Origin of the sequence: Serratia sp. YC16 (genome assembly GCF_009707615.1) — a bacterium.
Lineage (GTDB): Bacteria > Pseudomonadota > Gammaproteobacteria > Enterobacterales > Enterobacteriaceae > Serratia > Serratia surfactantfaciens.
The window spans coordinates 53,785-72,364 of record NZ_WLYN01000008.1 but is presented as its reverse complement, the minus strand read 5'-3'; the positions used below and the strand labels follow the sequence as shown (position 1 = coordinate 72,364).

General features: G+C 59.0%; 16 protein-coding genes. 5 read left to right on the top strand and 11 right to left on the bottom strand.

Going from position 1 to position 18,580, the window contains the following annotated elements; genetic code table 11:
• Window positions 1-56: 56 nt before the first annotated feature.
• Window positions 57-518, bottom strand: a complete 462-nt coding sequence (locus GKN89_RS19460) for an Lrp/AsnC family transcriptional regulator (RefSeq protein ID WP_004940330.1) — start codon at window positions 516-518, stop codon at window positions 57-59.
• A 122-nt stretch (window positions 519-640) separates the two neighbouring features.
• On the opposite strand from GKN89_RS19460, the gene GKN89_RS19455 reads away from it, so the two are divergent.
• Complete coding sequence (locus GKN89_RS19455) at window positions 641-1,681, top strand: PLP-dependent cysteine synthase family protein (protein ID WP_015376851.1); 1,041 nt, start codon at window positions 641-643, stop codon at window positions 1,679-1,681.
• A 60-nt stretch (window positions 1,682-1,741) separates the two neighbouring features.
• On the opposite strand, the gene cof is transcribed toward GKN89_RS19455, so the two are convergent.
• Window positions 1,742-2,566, bottom strand: a complete 825-nt coding sequence (gene cof, locus GKN89_RS19450; RefSeq protein ID WP_019454183.1) for an HMP-PP phosphatase — start codon at window positions 2,564-2,566, stop codon at window positions 1,742-1,744.
• Window positions 2,567-2,670: 104 nt separating this feature from the next.
• Between cof and GKN89_RS19445 the strand changes: the two genes are divergently transcribed.
• Together GKN89_RS19445 and queC are read left to right on the top strand one after the other, a co-directional pair.
• Window positions 2,671-4,386 (top strand): SgrR family transcriptional regulator, encoded by a 1,716-nt coding sequence (locus GKN89_RS19445; RefSeq protein ID WP_154747583.1) that lies wholly within the window; start codon window positions 2,671-2,673, stop codon window positions 4,384-4,386.
• A 115-nt stretch (window positions 4,387-4,501) separates the two neighbouring features.
• The gene (gene queC, locus GKN89_RS19440) at window positions 4,502-5,200 is read left to right on the top strand and encodes a 7-cyano-7-deazaguanine synthase QueC (protein WP_063919579.1); all 699 of its coding nucleotides are present in this window, start codon (window positions 4,502-4,504) and stop codon (window positions 5,198-5,200) included.
• 47 nt (window positions 5,201-5,247) lie between these two features.
• On the opposite strand, the gene GKN89_RS19435 is transcribed toward queC, so the two are convergent.
• The 9 genes from GKN89_RS19435 to bolA form a co-directional block, all read right to left on the bottom strand.
• Entirely contained in the window at window positions 5,248-5,649 is a 402-nt protein-coding gene (locus GKN89_RS19435; RefSeq protein ID WP_019454186.1) for a thioesterase family protein, read from the bottom strand.
• A gap of 154 nt (window positions 5,650-5,803) precedes the next feature.
• Window positions 5,804-6,187, bottom strand: coding sequence for a helix-hairpin-helix domain-containing protein (locus tag GKN89_RS19430; RefSeq protein ID WP_019454187.1), 384 nt, complete (start codon window positions 6,185-6,187; stop codon window positions 5,804-5,806).
• Between the two features lie 138 nt (window positions 6,188-6,325).
• Window positions 6,326-8,209: a peptidylprolyl isomerase gene (gene ppiD, locus GKN89_RS19425; protein ID WP_063918843.1), complete on the bottom strand. Its 1,884-nt coding sequence runs from the start codon at window positions 8,207-8,209 to the stop codon at window positions 6,326-6,328.
• A 178-nt stretch (window positions 8,210-8,387) separates the two neighbouring features.
• Window positions 8,388-8,660: a nucleoid-associated protein HU-beta gene (gene hupB, locus GKN89_RS19420; RefSeq protein ID WP_004940351.1), complete on the bottom strand. Its 273-nt coding sequence runs from the start codon at window positions 8,658-8,660 to the stop codon at window positions 8,388-8,390.
• A 216-nt stretch (window positions 8,661-8,876) separates the two neighbouring features.
• Window positions 8,877-11,231, bottom strand: a complete 2,355-nt coding sequence (gene lon / locus GKN89_RS19415; RefSeq protein ID WP_019454189.1) for an endopeptidase La — start codon at window positions 11,229-11,231, stop codon at window positions 8,877-8,879.
• Window positions 11,232-11,425: 194 nt separating this feature from the next.
• The gene (clpX, locus tag GKN89_RS19410; protein WP_004940354.1) at window positions 11,426-12,697 is read right to left on the bottom strand and encodes an ATP-dependent protease ATP-binding subunit ClpX; all 1,272 of its coding nucleotides are present in this window, start codon (window positions 12,695-12,697) and stop codon (window positions 11,426-11,428) included.
• Between the two features lie 143 nt (window positions 12,698-12,840).
• A complete protein-coding gene (gene clpP, locus GKN89_RS19405) occupies window positions 12,841-13,464 on the bottom strand; it encodes an ATP-dependent Clp endopeptidase proteolytic subunit ClpP (protein WP_016928858.1) in 624 nt (207 codons plus the stop codon).
• Window positions 13,465-13,902: 438 nt separating this feature from the next.
• The gene (tig, locus tag GKN89_RS19400) at window positions 13,903-15,207 is read right to left on the bottom strand and encodes a trigger factor (protein ID WP_025160063.1); all 1,305 of its coding nucleotides are present in this window, start codon (window positions 15,205-15,207) and stop codon (window positions 13,903-13,905) included.
• 367 nt (window positions 15,208-15,574) lie between these two features.
• Window positions 15,575-15,889, bottom strand: a complete 315-nt coding sequence (bolA, locus tag GKN89_RS19395; protein ID WP_004940361.1) for a transcriptional regulator BolA — start codon at window positions 15,887-15,889, stop codon at window positions 15,575-15,577.
• A gap of 314 nt (window positions 15,890-16,203) precedes the next feature.
• On the opposite strand from bolA, the gene GKN89_RS19390 reads away from it, so the two are divergent.
• Together GKN89_RS19390 and ampG are read left to right on the top strand one after the other, a co-directional pair.
• Entirely contained in the window at window positions 16,204-16,782 is a 579-nt protein-coding gene (locus GKN89_RS19390) for a lipoprotein (protein WP_025160064.1), read from the top strand.
• A 51-nt stretch (window positions 16,783-16,833) separates the two neighbouring features.
• Window positions 16,834-18,312 carry a muropeptide MFS transporter AmpG gene (ampG, locus tag GKN89_RS19385; protein ID WP_154747582.1) on the top strand — a complete coding sequence of 493 codons (1,479 nt, stop codon included), beginning with the start codon at window positions 16,834-16,836 and terminating at the stop codon, window positions 18,310-18,312.
• Window positions 18,313-18,580 lie beyond the last annotated feature (268 nt).

Below are 18,580 nucleotides of genomic sequence, written 5' to 3'. Positions count from 1 at the left end.
TTTTCTGCTTTAGCGGAGCAGGATACCACCGTTGAGCCGCCCGTCCGGTTAACTTTTCACTCCGGCACCGGCAGCGCAGTGGTGTATTTGATTTTTTCCATGGCAAAGCTCGAGGTGACGTCAATAAGGCCTGGTACGCCGTTCACCAGGCGCTTATAAAAGCCGTCGTAGCTTTTCATGTCCGCCACTTCGACCTGCATCAGGTAGTCGTACTCTCCTGCCATCCGGTAGAACGCCAGTACCTCGGGCATCTGGCTGGTCAACTGCACAAACGCCTGATACCACTCGCTGCTGTGCTGCTGGGTCTTGATCAGCACGAACGCCGTCAACCCCAGGCCGAGCTTTTCATTATCCAGCAAGGCCACCCGGCCGCGGATATAGCCTTCGTCTTCCAGACGCTTCAGGCGCTTCCAGCATGGCGTAGAGGTCAAATTGACCGCATCGGCCAGCGCCTGCAGCGACTGGGTGCAATCTTGCTGCAGCATGCACAGCAGCTTACGGTCTGTTTTATCTAACATAGCGGCTACCTGGAGAAAAATTTTCTCCCATTAGGCGATTAAACAGGGAAAATGGCAATCCTTTTTTCCTGCCGACAGGCTATGCTACGCCATAAATCAGCCCCCTATTCTGAGGCCAAATCATGACAAACTCTTGGGTAAAATATGCTATCGGTGAAATAGAAGCGGATTTTCAGCGCTCCGCCGATACGCACCTGATTCGCCTGAACCTGCCGGCGTTTCCCGGCATCTGCCTGTACCTGAAAGATGAGAGCACCCACCCGACCGGTAGCCTGAAACACCGCCTGGCGCGCTCGCTGTTCCTTTATGGCCTGTGCAACGGCTGGATCACCGAGAACACCACCATCATCGAGGCCTCTTCCGGCAGCACCGCGGTCTCCGAAGCCTACTTCGCCCGTCTGATCGGCCTGCCATTCATCGCGGTGATGCCGTCCTGCACCGCGCGCCGCAAGGTGGAGCAGATCGCCTTTTACGGCGGCCGCTGTCATTTCGTCGATCACGCCGCCCAGATCTACGCTGCCTCCGAACAGCTGGCGAAAGAGCTGAACGGCCACTATATGGATCAGTTCACCTACGCCGAGCGCGCCACCGACTGGCGCGGCAACAACAATATCGCCGACAGCATCTTCCGCCAGATGGCGCGCGAGCCCTTCCCGGTGCCGAAACACATCGTGATGAGCGCCGGCACCGGCGGCACCTCTGCCACGCTGGGGCGCTACATCCGCTATCAGGGGCACGACACCCAATTGACGGTGGTCGATCCGGAAAACTCGGTGTTCTATGACTGCTTCCACCACGGCGATCGCACCCTGATCGGCAGCTGCGGCAGCCGTATCGAAGGCATCGGCCGCCCGCGCGCCGAGCCGTCGTTCATCCCGTCGGTGGTCGACAACATGCTGCGCGTGCCGGATGCCGCCAGCGTCGCCACCATTCACTGGCTGGAAGGCGTGCTCGGCCGCAAGGTTGGCGCCTCTACCGGCACCAACGTTTGGGGTGCGCTGCAGTTGGCGAAACAGATGCGGGAAAACGGCGAGCAAGGGTCGATCGTCACCCTGCTGTGCGACAGCGGCGAGCGTTATCTGGATACCTATTACAACCCGGAATGGGTCAGCAACAACATCGGCGACCTGCAACCCTATCTGGCGCAGCTGGCGGATTTATAACGCCAGGCTCCGGATAAAAAAAAGCCGGGTAGTCATACCCGGCCGGCTGTAAGGAGAACCTCATTCTTCGGGGGAATAGGTGAGGCAAGGTGAACGCAGCCAATGTTGTAAATAGTGGGCCACCGCCTGCTGTTGGCAATGGCCGATAACCGGCAGCTGCGGCAACAGGGATTTCAGCTGCGGCAGGGCGTTGCCCATCACCACGCCATGCCCCACCGCCCCCAGCATCTCTTTGTCGTTCATCGCGTCGCCGAACGCCATGCAGTCGGCCATCGTCAGCCCCAGATGGCGGCTCAGCCGCTCCAGCGCCGCGCCCTTGTTGCAGCCGAGCGGCAACACTTCCAGGCAGTCGTAGGCGGAGAAGCACAGATCGGCCTCGCCGCCCAGCTGCGCCCGCAGCTGCAGCTGTAACGCCAGCAATTCCTCGTGCGGCGCAACAAAGCACACCTTGCTGTTGCCGAACGCCGGCAGGCGGCGCACCTCGGCCAGCTGAAAACGAAAGCCGCTCAGGTGATGCGCCCGCAGCATCTCTTCCGGCACGGGAAATTCGGTCAGCCAACCTTCGTCGCGAAACACGTGCATACTGGCGCTGGTGCGCCAATGGTGATGCAATACCTCTTCGGCGACCGCCGCCGGCAGATCGGTGGCGTGCAGCTGTTGACCTCGATTGTCGTACACCCGCGTGCCGTTGCCGGTGATCAGATAGCCCTGCAACCCCAGCTGTGCCATGATCGGTTGCGCATCGAGGTAGTGGCGCCCGGTGGCGAACGTCACCACCATCTCCCGTTCCACCAGCTGGTTCAATACCGCCAGCGTTTCCGGGCCAACCCGGTGATCCGGCATCAACAGCGTGCCGTCCATGTCGAAAGCTGCCAGGCGATACATAAAGACCTCTTGGATGTGAACGCGATTACAATCCGTGCAGTATGAGATGGTATTTGCGGAAGTAATAGTGAACAATTTGAGAAAACTGTTCCGGATTTCTGCTCATGCGCCTGGTTCACCGTCTCAGCCAATATCAACGTCTGTACCAACAGCTCGGCAGCGCGCCGGTCGCCGTGACCATCGGCGAGCTGGCGGCGATGTTCTACTGCAGCGAACGCCACGCCCGCACGCTGGTGCAGCAGTTGCAGGATCAGGGCTGGCTGAGCTGGCATTCGCAGCCGGGCCGCGGCAAACGCGCCATCCTGCACTGCCTGAAAACCCCGGATGAGTTGCGCGCCCAGCTGTTGCAACAGCTGCTGCAACAGGGCAACCATCAGGGGGCGTTGGAGATGGCGCAGCTCGATCCGCAGCACCTGCAGGATCTGCTCAGCCCGCACCTCGGCGGGCAATGGCAGGCCGGCAGCCCGACGCTGCGCATTCCCTATTACCGCACGCTGGAGGCGCTCGACCCGCTTACGCTGACCGGCCGTGCCGAACAACATCTGGTGTCGACCCTGCACGCCGGGCTGACGCGCCTGATGACCGGCAACCCGGAACCACAGCCCGATCTGGCGCACCACTGGCAGATTGGCGAGCACGGCCTACGCTGGCGCTTCTTTTTGCGCAGCCAGCTGCGCTGGCACAACGGCGAACTGTTAACCGGCCAACAGCTGCTGCAAACGCTGGAAAAACTGCAGCACCACCCGCGCAGCCAACCCAGCCTGGCCAACGTCGCCAACATCAGTTTGCCGCATCCGCTGTGCCTTCAGTTCGATCTGCGCCTGCCGGACTATTGGCTGGCCCACCGGTTGGCGGAACTGCCTTGTCTGATGACGCACCCGGAACTGCCCGCCATCGGCGCCGGTCCGTTCAAACTGGCATTGAATGAACCGCAGCTGGTGCGGCTGGAGCAGCACGCCGGTTACCATCTGCAGCATCCGTATCTGGACACCATCGAATACTGGATCACCCCCGATTTGCCCACCGCCGGTTCCGGCACCAGCTGCCAGCATCCGGTGCGTATCACCATCGGCCAACAAGAGGATTTGGCGCAGGCCCGGCCGGTGCAGCGCAGCATGAGCCTGGGCTGGTGTTACCTGGCGCTGAACCTGCGCCACGGCGTGCTGAGCGAAGCCCAAGGGCAAAAACTGCTGATGCTGATCCAGCAGTCCGGCCTGCTGAGCCATTTGCCGATTCCCAACAGCGTGATCATCCCAAGCCATGAAATGCTGCCCGGCTGGCGTATTCCCAGCCAACGGATCGAGGAGGACGTCCCTCTGCCCGCGCGGCTGACGCTGCTGTATCGGCCGCCGGTCGAGCTGGAAACGGTGACGGTCGCGCTGCAACGGCTGCTGGCGCAGCACGGCTGCGAGCTGGAGGTGCGCTACTATGCCGGCAAGCGCTGGCAAAGCGAGGCGCAGATCGCCCAGGCCGACCTGCTGCTGGCGGACAACCTGATCGGCGAGGCGCCGGAGGCGACGCTGGAGAGCTGGCTGCGGCAGGATACGCTGTGGCGCGGCATCCTGACGGAAAGCCGCTGGCAGCAGCAACAGGATACGTTGCGGCAGATCCAGCAGTTGCAGGCGCAGCAACCGCGCTTCGAGCGGCTGCAGGCCTATTATCAACAGCTGATGGCCGCCGCCATCATCACGCCGCTGTTTCACTACCAGTATCAGATCAGCGCGCCGCCGCGCATGCATGGCGTGACGCTGACCGCCCACGGCTGGTTCGATTTTTGCCAGGCGTGGCTGCCGCCGCCGGTAGACGACGGAGCGGCCTGAACCGAACCGCCCTGCGTCTGACGGCCCTTTCTGCTACTATTGTCGCCGCAACGCAATTTTTATTCTGCCGCCCGAATGTGTATCGGGAATGGCCAAAGTCCAAAAAGGTGATTTTATGAAGCGCGCGGTTGTCGTTTTCAGCGGTGGACAAGACTCTACGACCTGCCTGATCCAGGCATTGCAACAATATGACGAAGTTCACTGCGTCACGTTCGATTACGGCCAGCGTCATCGCGCCGAAATTGAAGTGGCTCAAGAGCTGTCGGTGGCTCTCGGCGCCAAAGCGCATAAGGTGCTGGACGTCACGCTGCTCAATGAGCTGGCCGTCAGTAGCCTGACGCGCGACAATATCCCGGTTCCCGCCTACGATCCCAACCAGAAAAATGCGCTGCCGAGCACCTTCGTGCCGGGCCGCAACATCCTGTTCCTGACGCTGGCAGCGATCTACGCTTACCAGGTGGAAGCGGAAGCGGTGATCACCGGCGTGTGTGAAACCGATTTCTCCGGCTACCCGGACTGTCGCGACGAGTTCGTCAAAGCGCTGAACCAGGCGGTAGTGCTGGGCATCGCCCGCGATATCCGCTTCGAAACGCCACTGATGTGGCTGAACAAGGCTGAAACCTGGGCGTTGGCGGATTATTACCACCAGCTGGATCGCGTGCGCCAGGATACGCTGACCTGCTACAACGGCATCAAGGGCGACGGCTGCGGCGAATGCGCCGCCTGCAACCTGCGCGCCAATGGCCTGACGCAGTATCGAGCCAACCAGGCGGAAGTGATGGCGGCGTTGAAACAGAAGGCCGGTCTGGCCTGAGGCAGTGACGGCGGCAGCCCCTGCCGCCGGTGAGTTGATTGCGAATGTTATCTTGGCGTGAGCGCTTCCAGGTGCTCGCGCAGCTCCCCTTCAATCGGCAGCGCCCGCTGCGTTTTCAGATCGACGCACACGAAAGTCAGCAGCGCGTCGGCCACCACCGTCCCGGCCGGATCCTGCGTTACCTTTTGGCTCAGCACCCCGCTCTTGCCATTGAGCTGTACCATCTGGCTGTCGATACGCAGCTTATCCCCCAATACCGCCGGGCTGCGGTAGTTGATATTGATGTTCACCACGATGAAAGCGATGTTGTTTTCCGTCATCCAGCGGAACCCGGCCTCGTTCTCCAGCCACTCCCAGCGCGCTTCTTCCAGAAACTCCAGATAGCGGGCGTTGTTGACGTGCTGATAGACATCAAGGTGATAACCGCGAACTTTGATAAAGGTTTGCATAGGGAACGATCGCTCCTGCCTGGTGATTACAGAAAAAGGGAGCCGCGCTGGCTCCCTCGCCCGTTTGGTCAATGCGCCAAACTGGTAAGACCTGTAAAATGTAGCAGAGGACGCGCGGCCTCAGCGGTATTTTGCCACGCAGCCGCGACCGGGATCACATTTTCAACCGGGTGCGATTCTTCTCAAACAGCGCCGGCCCGATGCCCGGTACCTCCTGCAATTGTTCCACCTGAGTGAACGGTCCATTCTGCTCGCGATAGCGCACGATGCCTTCCGCCTTCTTCAGGCCGACGCCGCTCAAGGCGGCGGCCAACTGCTCGGCGGTGGCCTGATTGATGCTGACCGCCGCCTCTTCAGCCGCCTTGGTTATCGCCGGTTGCCCGCCGTTGCTCGCCGGGGCCGAAAGCATCGGCGCCGGCGCTTCGGCTTTTTCCGCCGCGGCGGCCGGCCCTGCGGCCAGACATAACAACAGCGCGGTCAGCGCGGCTGCAACGTGATGACGGTAACCGGAAAGCGTTTTTTTCTCTGTAGGTTGCATGCTGTATCCTCCTTGTGTGTGACAGCACGGCTACCTTGCCGCGGCGGGGGATATTCAGCAATCGGCGGATGCCAGATGTGGAAAAGGCCGCGAAAGCGGCCTTTGTTTGTTGCACTGCGTTGCAGAAAAATGCGGCGATTACTGCGGCTGTTGCTCAGCGGCGCCCATTTTGATCTTGGCTTCTTTACGCAGGCTCGCCAGCAGCGAATCGAAGGAGACGCCGGTCGCGCCCTCTTCCATCTTGCCGACGAAGGTTTTCATTTCGTCTTCCGGCAGCGTGCCTGGCTTCACCGCATCGAGTGCGATCAACACCACGTTGTCCTGGCGATCCTGCGACATGCCGTAAACCGGCTTACCATCCTGCGGGTGCGGCAGCGCGAACACGCTTTCCACCAGCTGGCTGTCTTCCGGTGCGCGCGCCATCTTCTGCACGGCGCCAAAGCTCAGGCCGGCGGCTTTCATCGCCTCATCGCCCTTGCCTTGCTTCAGCTCAACCAGCAGCTTCTCGCCCTGCAGCTTCGCTTCCTGCACTGCCTTGTTGCGTTTCACCAGATCCGCTACGCGATCTTTCACCTGGTCGAACGGCTCAATGCCTTCCGGCTTGTGGCCGCTCACGCGCACCACGAAGGCGCGGTCGCCGTCTACGGTGATCACGTCGGAGTTGCTGCCCGGCGCGCCGTTCTCGCCGATCAGCGAGCCGTCGAAGATCGCCTGCACCACCGGCTTGAAGTTCAGCGCGGTAGGGATGTTGTCGCGGGTGAACCAGTCGCTTTGCGCCGCTTTCACGCCGGCCGCTTCTTCGGCCGAGGCCAGAGATTCGTTATCACTGGTCGCCGCTTCGCTCACCTTCTGCTGCAGCGCATAATAGGCGTCTACCGCTTTCTCCTGCTGCACCTGCTTGGCGATAGCGTCGTGCACTTCGCTCAGCGGCTTCAGTTTCTCAGGTTCGATGTCGTTCAAACGCACGATCAGGTAACCGACGGAGGATTTCACTACGCCAGACAGCTGCCCTTTCTCGGTCAGGTTGGCCTGCTTCAGCTCGTCGGCGGTGGTTTCCGGCTCCAGCCAACCCAGCTCGCCGCCGGTGCGGCGTGAGATGATGTCGGTGGATTTTTCTTTCGCCAGGGTGGCGAAATCGGCGCCCTTCTTCAGCTCATCCAGCGCCGCGTTGGCTTCCGCCTCGGTTTTCAGCTGGATCACGCTGTAGTTTTTACGCTCCGGCTGGCCGTAGCTGCTCTTGTGCTGGTCGTAGTAAGCGCTGATGTCCTCTTCGCTCACTTTCACCTTGTCCTGCATGGACGCGGCGTCCAGCGGGATATAGCTCACCTTCACCTGCTCCGGTGCGATGAAGCTGTTTTTGTTCTGATCGTAATACGCCTTCAGTTCGTCGTCGCCGGCGCTCTGTTTCGCCTGCAGCGCCTTCAGATCGATGGTCGCCAGGCGCACGTCGCGCTCCTGCAGCACCAGCGCTGCCATGGCTTGCGATTCGGACGGCAGCACGAAGCCGGATTCGCCGAAGGCCTGGATCAGCTGCTGATTGACCAACTGCTGGCGCATCGACTGCGCGAAGTTGTCGGCGGTGTAGCCCATGCGGCCGATCAGGTCGAGGTATTTGGCGTTATCGAACTGGCCGTTGGTCTGGAAGTAAGGCGCCTTGCGGATGGCGTCCTTGATCTGATCGTCGCTGACCGCCAGGCCCAGCTTCTTGGCGTACTGGTCGAGCAGCATGTTGTCGATCAACTGGGACAACACCTGACGGCGCATCTGCTGCATGTAGCCTTCGTTGCCGGCCAGCGCGGAGAACTGGTCACCCAGCTGCTGCTGCATGCGGCTGCGTTCGCTCTGGAAAGCCTGTTCCAGCTGAGCGCGTTCGATCGTCTGACCATTTACTTTCGCAGCATAATCGCCGGAGCCGCCGATCAGGTAGTTACCCACCCCGGTCAGAACGAATGACAGGATGATCAGGGCCAGGATGATTTTGAGCACGACGTGATTAGCAGCCGCGCGTAAATTGTCCATCATAGTGTGACAACACTCCGCTGTGATGTGGATTAACAACCCTTGTGCAGGCGCGTTCCCTGCGACAAAAATAAAAAAAGCGCATCAGTCCGATGCGCCTTGTATCTTACCTTACCAGCACCGCTGCGTCAGGTGATTGTTTATTACAAAACCCTGTTACGCTAAACGGTTAGACGCCAAATCAGTTTACAGCGTCTTTCAGCGCTTTCCCTGCACGGAAGGCCGGTACTTTGGCTGCCGCGATCTTGATTTCTTTACCGGTCTGCGGGTTACGGCCGGTACGAGCCGAACGTTCACGCACGGTGAAGGAACCGAAACCTACCAGAGCCACGTCATCCCCTGCTTTCAGAGAGTCGGTAACGGAAGCGATTACTGCGTCTAAAGCACGTCCAGCTGCCGCTTTGGAAATATCAGCACCTGCGGCAATCTTGTCGATCAGTTGTGACTTATTCACTCTATCATCCCCTCTAGAATTCTATCGTCGCACCGAAAAATCCCTACGGTTGCGACAGCGCAGCTGTTATATCAATCCCATCGAACCTTGGCAAGCCACCGACTGGGTGGCAAAACGCGGGCCGACAGAGATCTAACTTAGCGGTACAAAAAAATACTGGCAAGTCCGAAATGGCTTGCCAGTATAAGTTTTATCAATGGTTTTTGCGATTCGTCACTATTTTGCCGCTACCGGCAGTGCGCCGAAGGCCGGGTTTTGCAACGCAATGTTCAAAACTTCATCGATTCGCTGCACCGGATGAATCTCCAGATCGGCGATAACATTGTCCGGAATCTCTTCCAGATCGCGCTTGTTCTCATAAGGGATCAGCACGGTTTTGATGCCGCCGCGATGCGCCGCCAACAGCTTCTCTTTCAGGCCGCCGATCGGCAACACCTGACCGCGCAGCGTGATCTCGCCGGTCATCGCCACATCGGCGCGTACCGGGTTGCCGGTCAGGCAGGAGACCAGCGCGGTGCACATCGCAATACCGGCGCTCGGGCCGTCTTTCGGCGTCGCCCCTTCCGGCACGTGCACGTGGATGTCGCGCTTCTCGTAGAAATCGGCGTTGATGCCCAGTTTCTCCGCGCGCGCGCGCACCACGGTCAGCGCAGCCTGAATCGATTCCTGCATCACTTCACCCAGAGAACCGGTATAGGTCAGCTTGCCTTTGCCCGGCACGCAGGCGGTTTCGATGGTCAGCAGATCGCCGCCCACTTCCGTCCACGCCAGCCCGGTGACTTCGCCCACGCGGTTTTCGGTATCCGCACGGCCGTAATCGACGCGCTGCACGCCCAGGTAATCCTTCAGGTTGTCGCCGTTGATCTCGATATGCTTGCGCTTTTTGTCCATCAGCAGCGTTTTCACCGCTTTACGGCACAGTTTGGAGATTTCGCGCTCCAGGCTGCGCACCCCGGCTTCGCGGGTGTAGAAGCGAATGATGCCGATAATGGCGCTGTCGTCGACCGTCAGTTCGCCTTTTTTCAGCGCATTGCGCTCAAGCTGCTTCGGCAGCAGGTGCTGCTTGGCGATATTGAGCTTCTCGTCCTCGGTATAACCCGACAGGCGGATCACTTCCATACGGTCCAGCAGCGGCGCAGGAATGTTCATCGAGTTCGAGGTGGCGACGAACATCACGTCGGACAGATCGTAATCCACTTCCAGGTAGTGGTCGTTGAACGCCACGTTCTGTTCCGGATCCAGCACCTCCAGCAGAGCGGAAGCCGGATCGCCGCGCATGTCGGAAGACATCTTGTCGATCTCATCCAGCAGGAACAGCGGGTTCTTCACCCCCACCTTGGCCATTTTCTGGATCAGTTTGCCCGGCATCGATCCGATGTAGGTACGGCGGTGGCCGCGGATTTCCGCTTCGTCACGCACGCCGCCCAACGCCATGCGCACGTACTGGCGCCCGGTCGCTTTGGCGATCGACTGCCCAAGCGAGGTTTTGCCCACGCCCGGCGGCCCTACCAGACACAGGATAGGCCCTTTGATTTTGCTGACGCGGCTCTGCACCGCGAGGTACTCGAGGATGCGATCCTTGACCCGCTCCAGGCCGTAGTGATCGGTATCGAGCACTTCCTGTGCCTTGACCAGGTCTTTTTTCACCTTGCTGCGCGCGTTCCACGGCACCTGCAGCATCCAATCGATGTAGCCGCGCACCACGGTCGCTTCCGCCGACATCGGCGACATCATCTTCAGCTTTTGCAGTTCCGCTTCGGTTTTCTCGCGCGCCTCTTTCGGCATCTTCGCCGCATCGATCTTGCGCTTCAGCGCTTCGTGCTCGTCCGGCGCGTCGTCCATCTCGCCCAGTTCTTTCTGAATCGCCTTCATCTGCTCATTCAGATAGTACTCGCGCTGGCTCTTCTCCATCTGCTTCTTGACGCGGTTGCGGATGCGTTTCTCAACCTGCAGCAGGTCGATCTCCGACTCCATCATCGCCATCAGGTATTCCAGACGCTCGGTGATATCGGACATCTCGAGCACCGACTGCTTGTCGCTGAGTTTCAGCGGCATGTGGGCGGCGATGGTGTCCGCCAGGCGCGCGGCGTCGTCGATGCTGTTCAGTGAAGTCAGCACCTCCGGCGGGATTTTCTTGTTCAGTTTGATATAGCCTTCAAACTGATTGATCGCGGTGCGCACCAGCACTTCCTGCTCACGCTCGTCAATCGCCGGCGACTCGAGGTATTCCGCCTGCGCGGCGAAATGCTCACCGCTGTCGGACAGCGTAGTGATGCGTGCGCGCTGCAGCCCCTCGACCAGCACTTTTACCGTGCCGTCCGGCAGCTTCAGCATCTGCAGGATCGACGCTACGGTGCCAACCGAGAACAAGTCGTTAATGCCAGGTTCATCCGTTGAGGCCTCTTTCTGTGCCACCAGCATGATCTTCTTATCGTGATCCATTGCGGCTTCGAGGCACCGAATCGATTTTTCCCGGCCAACAAATAACGGGATCACCATGTGCGGATAAACCACCACGTCGCGCAATGGCAAGACGGGGATTTCAATGCGTTCGGAACGCTCAGGGTTCATAGAGCTCTCTCTTAGTTTAATTTCCGCCAGGTTGAGGGGGAATCTCATGAGACGCAAGCATCTAACGTTTCATAAAATCTGGTTAATGAGTATATGGGGATGAATCTCTTACATTCAACGGCAAGAATGCAGGAAAAAGAAATGGGGGATGAAATCCCCCATTTTGCTGATAACGCTCTGGTTTAACTGGCTAATTATTCGCCAGACGCCTGCGCTTCCGGCTTGCCGTAAATCAGCAGCGGCTTGGATTGGCCGGCGATGACCGACTCGTCGATCACCACTTTGTCTACGCTGTCCATCGACGGCAGATCGTACATGGTGTCGAGCAGCGCGCCTTCCACGATGGAACGCAGGCCGCGGGCGCCGGTTTTGCGCGCCATGGCTTTCTTGGCGATGGCATTCAGCGCTTCGTCGCGGAACTCCAGCTCCACGCCTTCCAGGTTGAACAGCGCCTGATACTGCTTGGTCAAGGCGTTCTTCGGCTCTTTCAGGATCTGAATCAGCGCGTCTTCGCTCAGCTCGCTCAGGGTCGCCACCACCGGCAGACGGCCGATGAACTCAGGGATCAGACCGAACTTGATCAGGTCTTCCGGCTCGGCCTGCAGCAACAGTTCGCCTTCGGTGGCCTTCTCTGATTCGCCCTTGACGGTCGCGCCGAAACCGATGCCGGAACCGGTGTTGACACGCTGGCCGATCACCTTATCCAGGCCGGCGAATGCGCCGCCGCAGATAAACAGGATCTTGGAGGTGTCGACCTGCAGGAACTCCTGCTGCGGATGCTTGCGCCCACCCTGCGGCGGAACCGCGGCGATGGTGCCTTCAATCAGCTTCAGCAGCGCCTGCTGCACGCCTTCACCCGAAACGTCACGCGTGATCGACGGGTTGTCGGACTTGCGGGAAATCTTATCGATTTCATCGATATAAACGATGCCGCGCTGCGCTTTCTGCACGTCATAGTCACATTTTTGCAGCAGCTTCTGGATAATATTTTCCACGTCCTCGCCCACGTAACCGGCTTCGGTCAGCGTGGTGGCGTCGGCCATGGTGAACGGCACGTCCAGGAAGCGCGCCAGCGTTTCCGCCAGCAGGGTCTTGCCGCTGCCGGTCGGGCCGATCAGCAAGATGTTGCTCTTGCCCAACTCGATACCGTTGCTGGTATCGCCGTTGCGCAGGCGTTTGTAGTGGTTGTACACCGCAACCGCCAGCACTTTCTTCGCCTGCTCCTGGCCGATGACGTAGTCATCCAGGTGGTGGCGGATCTCGTGCGGCGTCGGCAGCGCACTGCGCTCACGATGCGGGGCAACTTCTTTAATCTCTTCGCGAATAATGTCGTTACACAGATCGACACATTCATCGCAGATATACACTGACGGCCCGGCAATCAGCTTACGCACTTCATGCTGGCTTTTGCCGCAAAAAGAGCAGTACAGCAGCTTTCCTGAACCGTCTTTGCGCTTATCTGTCATCAGTCAAACCTCTTCTTTAGTCTTGTCCCGCAGGAAAATCACGGCGGCAGTGCGCCCAAACTCATATCGGGAACGCCGAGGGGCCACAACAGAGCGAGCCCCCGCCCACTCTGATTACTATAGTCCATCGGCGCCGCGTGGTTCTAGCTGCGGTGTGTCAGAATGCCGTCAACCAGGCCGTATTCCACGGCTTCTTCCGCGGTCATAAAGCGATCGCGCTCGGTGTCGCGCTCGATCTGCTCCAGCGGCTGGCCGGTATGCTCGGCCATCAGTTCATTCATGCGCGCTTTCACCTTGAGGATTTCGCGCGCGTGGATTTCGATGTCCGTCGCCTGGCCCTGGTAGCCGCCCAGCGGCTGGTGAATCATCACGCGCGAATTCGGCAGACAGAAACGTTTGCCTTTGGCGCCGGCGGTCAGCAGGAAGGAACCCATCGAGCACGCCTGGCCCATACAGATGGTGCTGACGTCCGGCTTGATGAACTTCATGGTGTCGTAAATCGACATGCCCGCGGTGATCACCCCGCCCGGCGAGTTGATATAGAGGAAAATGTCTTTTTCCGGGCTTTCCGCCTCGAGGAACAGCATTTGCGCCACGATCAGGTTGGCCATGTGATCTTCCACCTGGCCGGTCAGGAAAATGATGCGCTCTTTCAGCAGGCGGGAATAGATGTCGTAAGAACGCTCCCCGCGTGAAGTCTGCTCTACCACCATCGGCACCAGCGCCATGTTCGGTGCAAATTGATCTCGTTCGCCACTGTATGACATTACCGTCTCCTAATAGAAATTGCCTTGGCGGCCAGGGTGTCACCCTAATACGCCGATTCTACTTGAGAACGGCCATGATGACTATGCTCAAGCATTCGACCCGCGCCACACGTACCCGACGGTTATTTCATCCCGCGCACTTTGGCAAACAGCCCCAGAATTATTCTTTACAGATGGGGGGAGCCCGGCGCGATTTCAAGCCCAGAAGCCGATTTTCTCCGCGCGCCGGAAACGATGCCGTTATTCTGACCTTTATCATGCCAGCCAGTTCCCCAGGCAACAGGGTAAATATAGTGCATATTGCCCCGCTTAACCTGAGATTAATCAGCAACGTGGCCAAAAGAAAAGCCCGCAACCTGGGGTTGCGGGCTTTTTCATCGCGCGCCGGTTCGCCAGGCGAAACCGGGGGCGCCGTTCATCGCGCCCGTCACGCAGGCATTACGCCTGTTGGGTCTGGTTCATCAGCTCGCTGAAGGTAGTGGCTTTTTCAGTCACTTTCGCTTTGGCCAGCAGGGCTTCAACCGCTTGCTCTTCCAGAGCCACGTTGCGCATGTTGTTCATCAGCTCTTTGTTTTTGCTGTAGAACTCGATGACTTCGCTCGGATCTTCGTAGGCGGAAGCCATTTCTTCGATCAGCGTCTTCACGCGGTCTTCGTCAGCTTTCAGCTCATTGGTGCTGATCACTTCGCCCAGCAGCAGGCCAACCACTACGCGGCGTTTCGCTTGCTCTTCGAACAGCTCGCGTGGCAGTTCCAGCGCTTGCTTCTCGTTGCCGCCGAAACGCTGTGCAGCCTGACGGCGCAGCACGTCGATTTCGCCGTCGATCAGTGCAGCAGGCACGTCGATTTCGTTCGCGCTCACCAGGCCTTCGATCGCCTGAGACTTGATGCGGTTACGCACGGCGCCTTTCAGCTCGCGCTCCATGTTCTTGCGAACTTCGGTGCGCAGGCCGGCAACGGAACCGTCCGCCACGCCGAAACGCTTGATGAACTCTTCGGTCAGTTCCGGCAGCTCGCGCTCTTCAACTTTCTTCAGCACGATAGCGAATTTGGCCGCTTTGCCCTTCAGGTTTTCCGCGTGGTAATCTTCCGGGAAGTTCACGTCGATGGAGAACTCTTCGCCCGCTTTGTGGCCGACCAGACCTTCTTCGAAGCCTGGGATCATGCGGCCCTGGCCCATTGCCAGCACGAAGTCGGACGCTTTGCCGCCTTCGAACTCTTCACCGTCGATAGAACCGGTGAAGTCAACGGTCACGCGATCTTCAGCTTCCGCTGCGCGATCGGTTTCTTTCCAGGTCGCCTGCTGCTTGCGCAGAGTGTCCAGCATCGCGTCGACGTCTTCGTCGTTCACTTCAACCACTGGTTTTTCAACTTCGATGTTTTCCAGGCCTTTCAGCTCAACTTCTGGATACACTTCGAATTCAACGGCGAAAGTGAAGTCTTCACCTTCTTTGTACTCGCCCGGCACGTAGTTTGGTGCGCCGGCCGGATTAATCTTTTCTTTGATGATCGCGTCAACGAAGCTGCGCTGCATCGCTTCGCCCAGCACGTCCTGACGAACAGAGGCGCCGTAACGCTGTTCCACGATGTTCATCGGCACTTTGCCTTTGCGGAAGCCGTCGATACGCACGCTTTTCGCTGCGTTGATCAGCTCTTTCTTCACCGCCTGCTTGATAGTATCAGCCGGTACAGTAATAGAGAGACGGCGCCCAAGGCCTTGAGTGGTTTCTACTGAAACTTGCATCTTGTTACCTCAAAAAAATCACAGTGCTCGGTCAACTCCGTTCCAAGAACCAGGACGGCTACAAATAAGAACCGAGTTCCCTGATGACAGAAGCGTCCCGAAACCATTCCGGAAAAATAAGACGCGACATTATAGCGGCGCATGCATGGCGAGTCGAGGAAAGCTAGGCGGCGCAGGCGCGCTAAAACTCACACTTTTGTCGATTCAATCGCCAAAAGGCCGCCAAAACAGACCGAACGTTGGCCATATTGCGCATCGGCCGCGTCGTCGTCAAAAACAGAAACGGCCCGCAGGCCGTTTCAAAATTCGTCAGTAGTAATACCCTAATTCGAGGGCAAAGTTCCACTGATACCTGAAAATTTCCCCCTCAGGCCAGCGTCCCGGCGCCGCGGCACGGCGGCGAGGCCGGCACGGTATCCTGCAATCCTTCCCACTCTTTGAGCGTATAGGTGTGCAGCGCCAGCGCGTGTACGCCATCGGCCAGCTCTTCCGACAGTACGCCGTAGATGGAGCGGTGACGCGTCAGAAACCGTTCGCCGACGAAGCGATCGCTGACCAATACCACTTTGAAATGACTTTCTGAACCCGCCGGAACGTTATGACGATAGCTTTCATCAACGACTTCCAGATACGCGGGCTCAAACGCCGCCCTTAACTTTGCTTCTATTTGCTCGCGAATCATAGGATCTCCTTACAACACCGGCAGAGGACCGTGCCCATCTAGTTCAATATTAGCCGGTTTTCCCCCGTTTAGACCATCACCTGGACAAATTTCTCTTTTCTGCGGTCAGAGGATGAGCGCCATCCCCACCGCTTGGGGGATTATCCGATTGAGCGGGCCAAAAAAGCGTGTTTTTATCAACGGCAGGTAAAAATTTGTCACTCAGGCGCCTTCCGCGCTTCCACCGCACGGCGGCGATGCTATGATGTCGGCAATTTGTTGTCGGCTATCCCGCTCTGATTATTGCTAAATCCATCGAGAATGAGACAGAAAACATGTTAAAGAAACTTTGTCTTCCTTTGCTGGCCGCCCTGCTGCTGGCCGGCTGCGCGACCAGCAGCAACACCCTGAACGTCACGCCGAAAATCGTTCTGCCACAGCAGGATCCAACCCTGCAAGGCATCACCATCAGCATCAACGGCGCGGATCAGCGCACCGATCAGGCGCTGGCCAAAGTGAATCGCGACGGCCAACTGGTCACGCTGACGCCATCGCGCGATCTGCGCTTCCTGCTGCAGGAAGTGCTGGAGAAACAGATGGGCGCTCGCGGTTACATGATCGGCGCCGACGGCCCGGTCGCGCTGCAGATCGTCGTCAATAACCTGTACGCGGACGTCTCCGAAGGCAACCTGCGCTACAACATCACCACCAAAGCCGACATCTCGATCATCGCCCAGGCGAAGAACGGCAACAAGCAGGTGAAAAATTACCGCTCTACCTATAACGTGCAGGGCGCCTTCACGGCCACCAATGAGAAGATCACCGACGCCGTCAACTCCGTGCTGGGCGACGTGATCGCCGACATGGCGCAGGACACCAGCGTCAACGACTTTATCAAGCAAAACGCGCGTTAATCGACGCGCCTTGCGCCGCCCGGCGGATCGGGCGGCGCAGACAGGGAACTCATGTCGAAACACTATCTGAACATCTTCACCCAGCGTAACTCCGCCATTCTGCTGCTGCTGGGCTTCGCGTCGGGTCTGCCGCTGGCATTGACCTCCGGCACGCTGCAAGCCTGGATGACCGTCGAAAACATCGATCTGAAAACCATCGGCATCTTCTCGCTGGTGGGCCAGGCCTACGTCTTCAAATTCCTCTGGTCACCCTTCATGGACCGCTATACCCCCCCGTTCCTTGGGCGGAGGCGCGGTTGGCTGCTGATCAGCCAGCTGCTGCTGGTGGCGGCGATCGTGGCGATGGGCTTTATGCAGCCCGCGCAGCATCTGTGGTGGCTGGCGGCGTTGGCGGTGCTGGTGGCGTTCTGCTCCGCCTCGCAGGATATCGTGTTCGACGCCTATAAAACCGATCTGTTGAAAGCCGAAGAACGCGGCGCGGGCGCGGCGATCTCGGTGCTGGGTTACCGGCTGGCGATGCTGGTTTCCGGCGGCCTGGCACTGTGGCTGGCGGATCGCTATTTCGGCTGGCAAACCACCTACTGGCTGATGGCAGGATTGATGCTGATCGGCCTAGCCGCCACGCTGCTGGCGCCGGAGCCGGATGAAAGCATCCCGGCGCCGCGCACCATGGAACAGGCGGTCGTCGCGCCGCTGCGCGATTTCTTTGGCCGCAACAACGCCTGGCTGATCCTGCTGCTGATCGTGATGTACAAAATGGGCGACGCCTTCGCCGGCAGCCTGAGTACCACCTTCCTGATCCGCGGCGTGGGGTTCGACGCCGGTGAAGTGGGGCTGGTGAACAAGACCCTCGGCCTGTTCGCCACCATCGTCGGCGCCCTGTTCGGCGGCGTGCTGATGCAGCGCCTTACCCTGTTCCGCGCCCTGATGCTGTTCGGCATCCTGCAGGCGGTGTCCAACCTCGGGTATTGGATCCTGGCGGTGACCGACAAGAGCCTGCTCACCATGGGCAGCGCCATCTTCCTCGAAAACCTGTGCGGCGGCATGGGCACCGCGGCCTTCGTCGCGCTGCTGATGACGCTGTGCAACCGGTCGTTCTCCGCCACCCAGTTCGCGCTGCTGTCGGCGCTGTCCGCCGTGGGCCGCGTTTATGTCGGCCCGATCGCCGGCTGGTTCGTCGAAGCTCACGGCTGGCCGCTGTTCTACCTGTTCTCGATCGCCGCCGCCCTGCCCGGCTTGCTGCTGCTCGGCGTCTGCCGCCAAACGCTGGAGCACACCCAGCAGCATGGCGACTTTATGCCGCGCACCGAGTTTTCAGGATCTTACCGCTGGGCGCTGCGCCTGCTGACGCTAGGCTGTTCGCTGCTGGGCCTGTGGCTGCTGCTGCTGATCGCCAATGCGCTGGACTGGACCCAGGCCCCACAGTTGGCCGATCGGCTGCTGCAGGCCGGCGCCGCGCTGAGCCTGCTCGGCGTCGCAATGGGCAGTACGTTGGATTACCTGGCGCTGCGCCGCACCCGTTTGGCATAATCTGACCGGCCGGCGATAGCGCCGGCCGAAAAAAAAGCGATCCGCGGGTATATTTATTTTGGTAAAAAAAGATAATCGGCGCGGAAATTATTTTTTTATCCGACTGCCGCACTCGGAAATAAAATTAAATTCACCTTTAAGACACAATTATTTTACATTAAATAAACCTTTTCTGCGTATTTCCCCGCCGTGCATTTCTTCGCCAAATTCATCATACCTTTAGTTTTCCTTAACATACGGGCTGCTCGTCACGATTCAGCGTGCCAAC

What these genes read in the sequence shown, in the direction of transcription:
- GKN89_RS19460 (WP_004940330.1), bottom strand. Translation starts at nt 518, where the DNA reads ATGTTAGATAAAACAGACCGTAAGCTGCTGTGCATGCTGCAGCAAGAT.
- GKN89_RS19455 (WP_015376851.1), top strand. Translation starts at nt 641, where the DNA reads ATGACAAACTCTTGGGTAAAATATGCTATCGGTGAAATAGAAGCGGAT.
- cof (WP_019454183.1), bottom strand. Translation starts at nt 2,566, where the DNA reads ATGTATCGCCTGGCAGCTTTCGACATGGACGGCACGCTGTTGATGCCG.
- GKN89_RS19445 (WP_154747583.1), top strand. Translation starts at nt 2,671, where the DNA reads ATGCGCCTGGTTCACCGTCTCAGCCAATATCAACGTCTGTACCAACAG.
- queC (WP_063919579.1), top strand. Translation starts at nt 4,502, where the DNA reads ATGAAGCGCGCGGTTGTCGTTTTCAGCGGTGGACAAGACTCTACGACC.
- GKN89_RS19435 (WP_019454186.1), bottom strand. Translation starts at nt 5,649, where the DNA reads ATGCAAACCTTTATCAAAGTTCGCGGTTATCACCTTGATGTCTATCAG.
- GKN89_RS19430 (WP_019454187.1), bottom strand. Translation starts at nt 6,187, where the DNA reads ATGCAACCTACAGAGAAAAAAACGCTTTCCGGTTACCGTCATCACGTT.
- ppiD (WP_063918843.1), bottom strand. Translation starts at nt 8,209, where the DNA reads ATGATGGACAATTTACGCGCGGCTGCTAATCACGTCGTGCTCAAAATC.
- lon (WP_019454189.1), bottom strand. Translation starts at nt 11,231, where the DNA reads ATGAACCCTGAGCGTTCCGAACGCATTGAAATCCCCGTCTTGCCATTG.
- clpX (WP_004940354.1), bottom strand. Translation starts at nt 12,697, where the DNA reads ATGACAGATAAGCGCAAAGACGGTTCAGGAAAGCTGCTGTACTGCTCT.
- clpP (WP_016928858.1), bottom strand. Translation starts at nt 13,464, where the DNA reads ATGTCATACAGTGGCGAACGAGATCAATTTGCACCGAACATGGCGCTG.
- tig (WP_025160063.1), bottom strand. Translation starts at nt 15,207, where the DNA reads ATGCAAGTTTCAGTAGAAACCACTCAAGGCCTTGGGCGCCGTCTCTCT.
- bolA (WP_004940361.1), bottom strand. Translation starts at nt 15,889, where the DNA reads ATGATTCGCGAGCAAATAGAAGCAAAGTTAAGGGCGGCGTTTGAGCCC.
- GKN89_RS19390 (WP_025160064.1), top strand. Translation starts at nt 16,204, where the DNA reads ATGTTAAAGAAACTTTGTCTTCCTTTGCTGGCCGCCCTGCTGCTGGCC.
- ampG (WP_154747582.1), top strand. Translation starts at nt 16,834, where the DNA reads ATGTCGAAACACTATCTGAACATCTTCACCCAGCGTAACTCCGCCATT.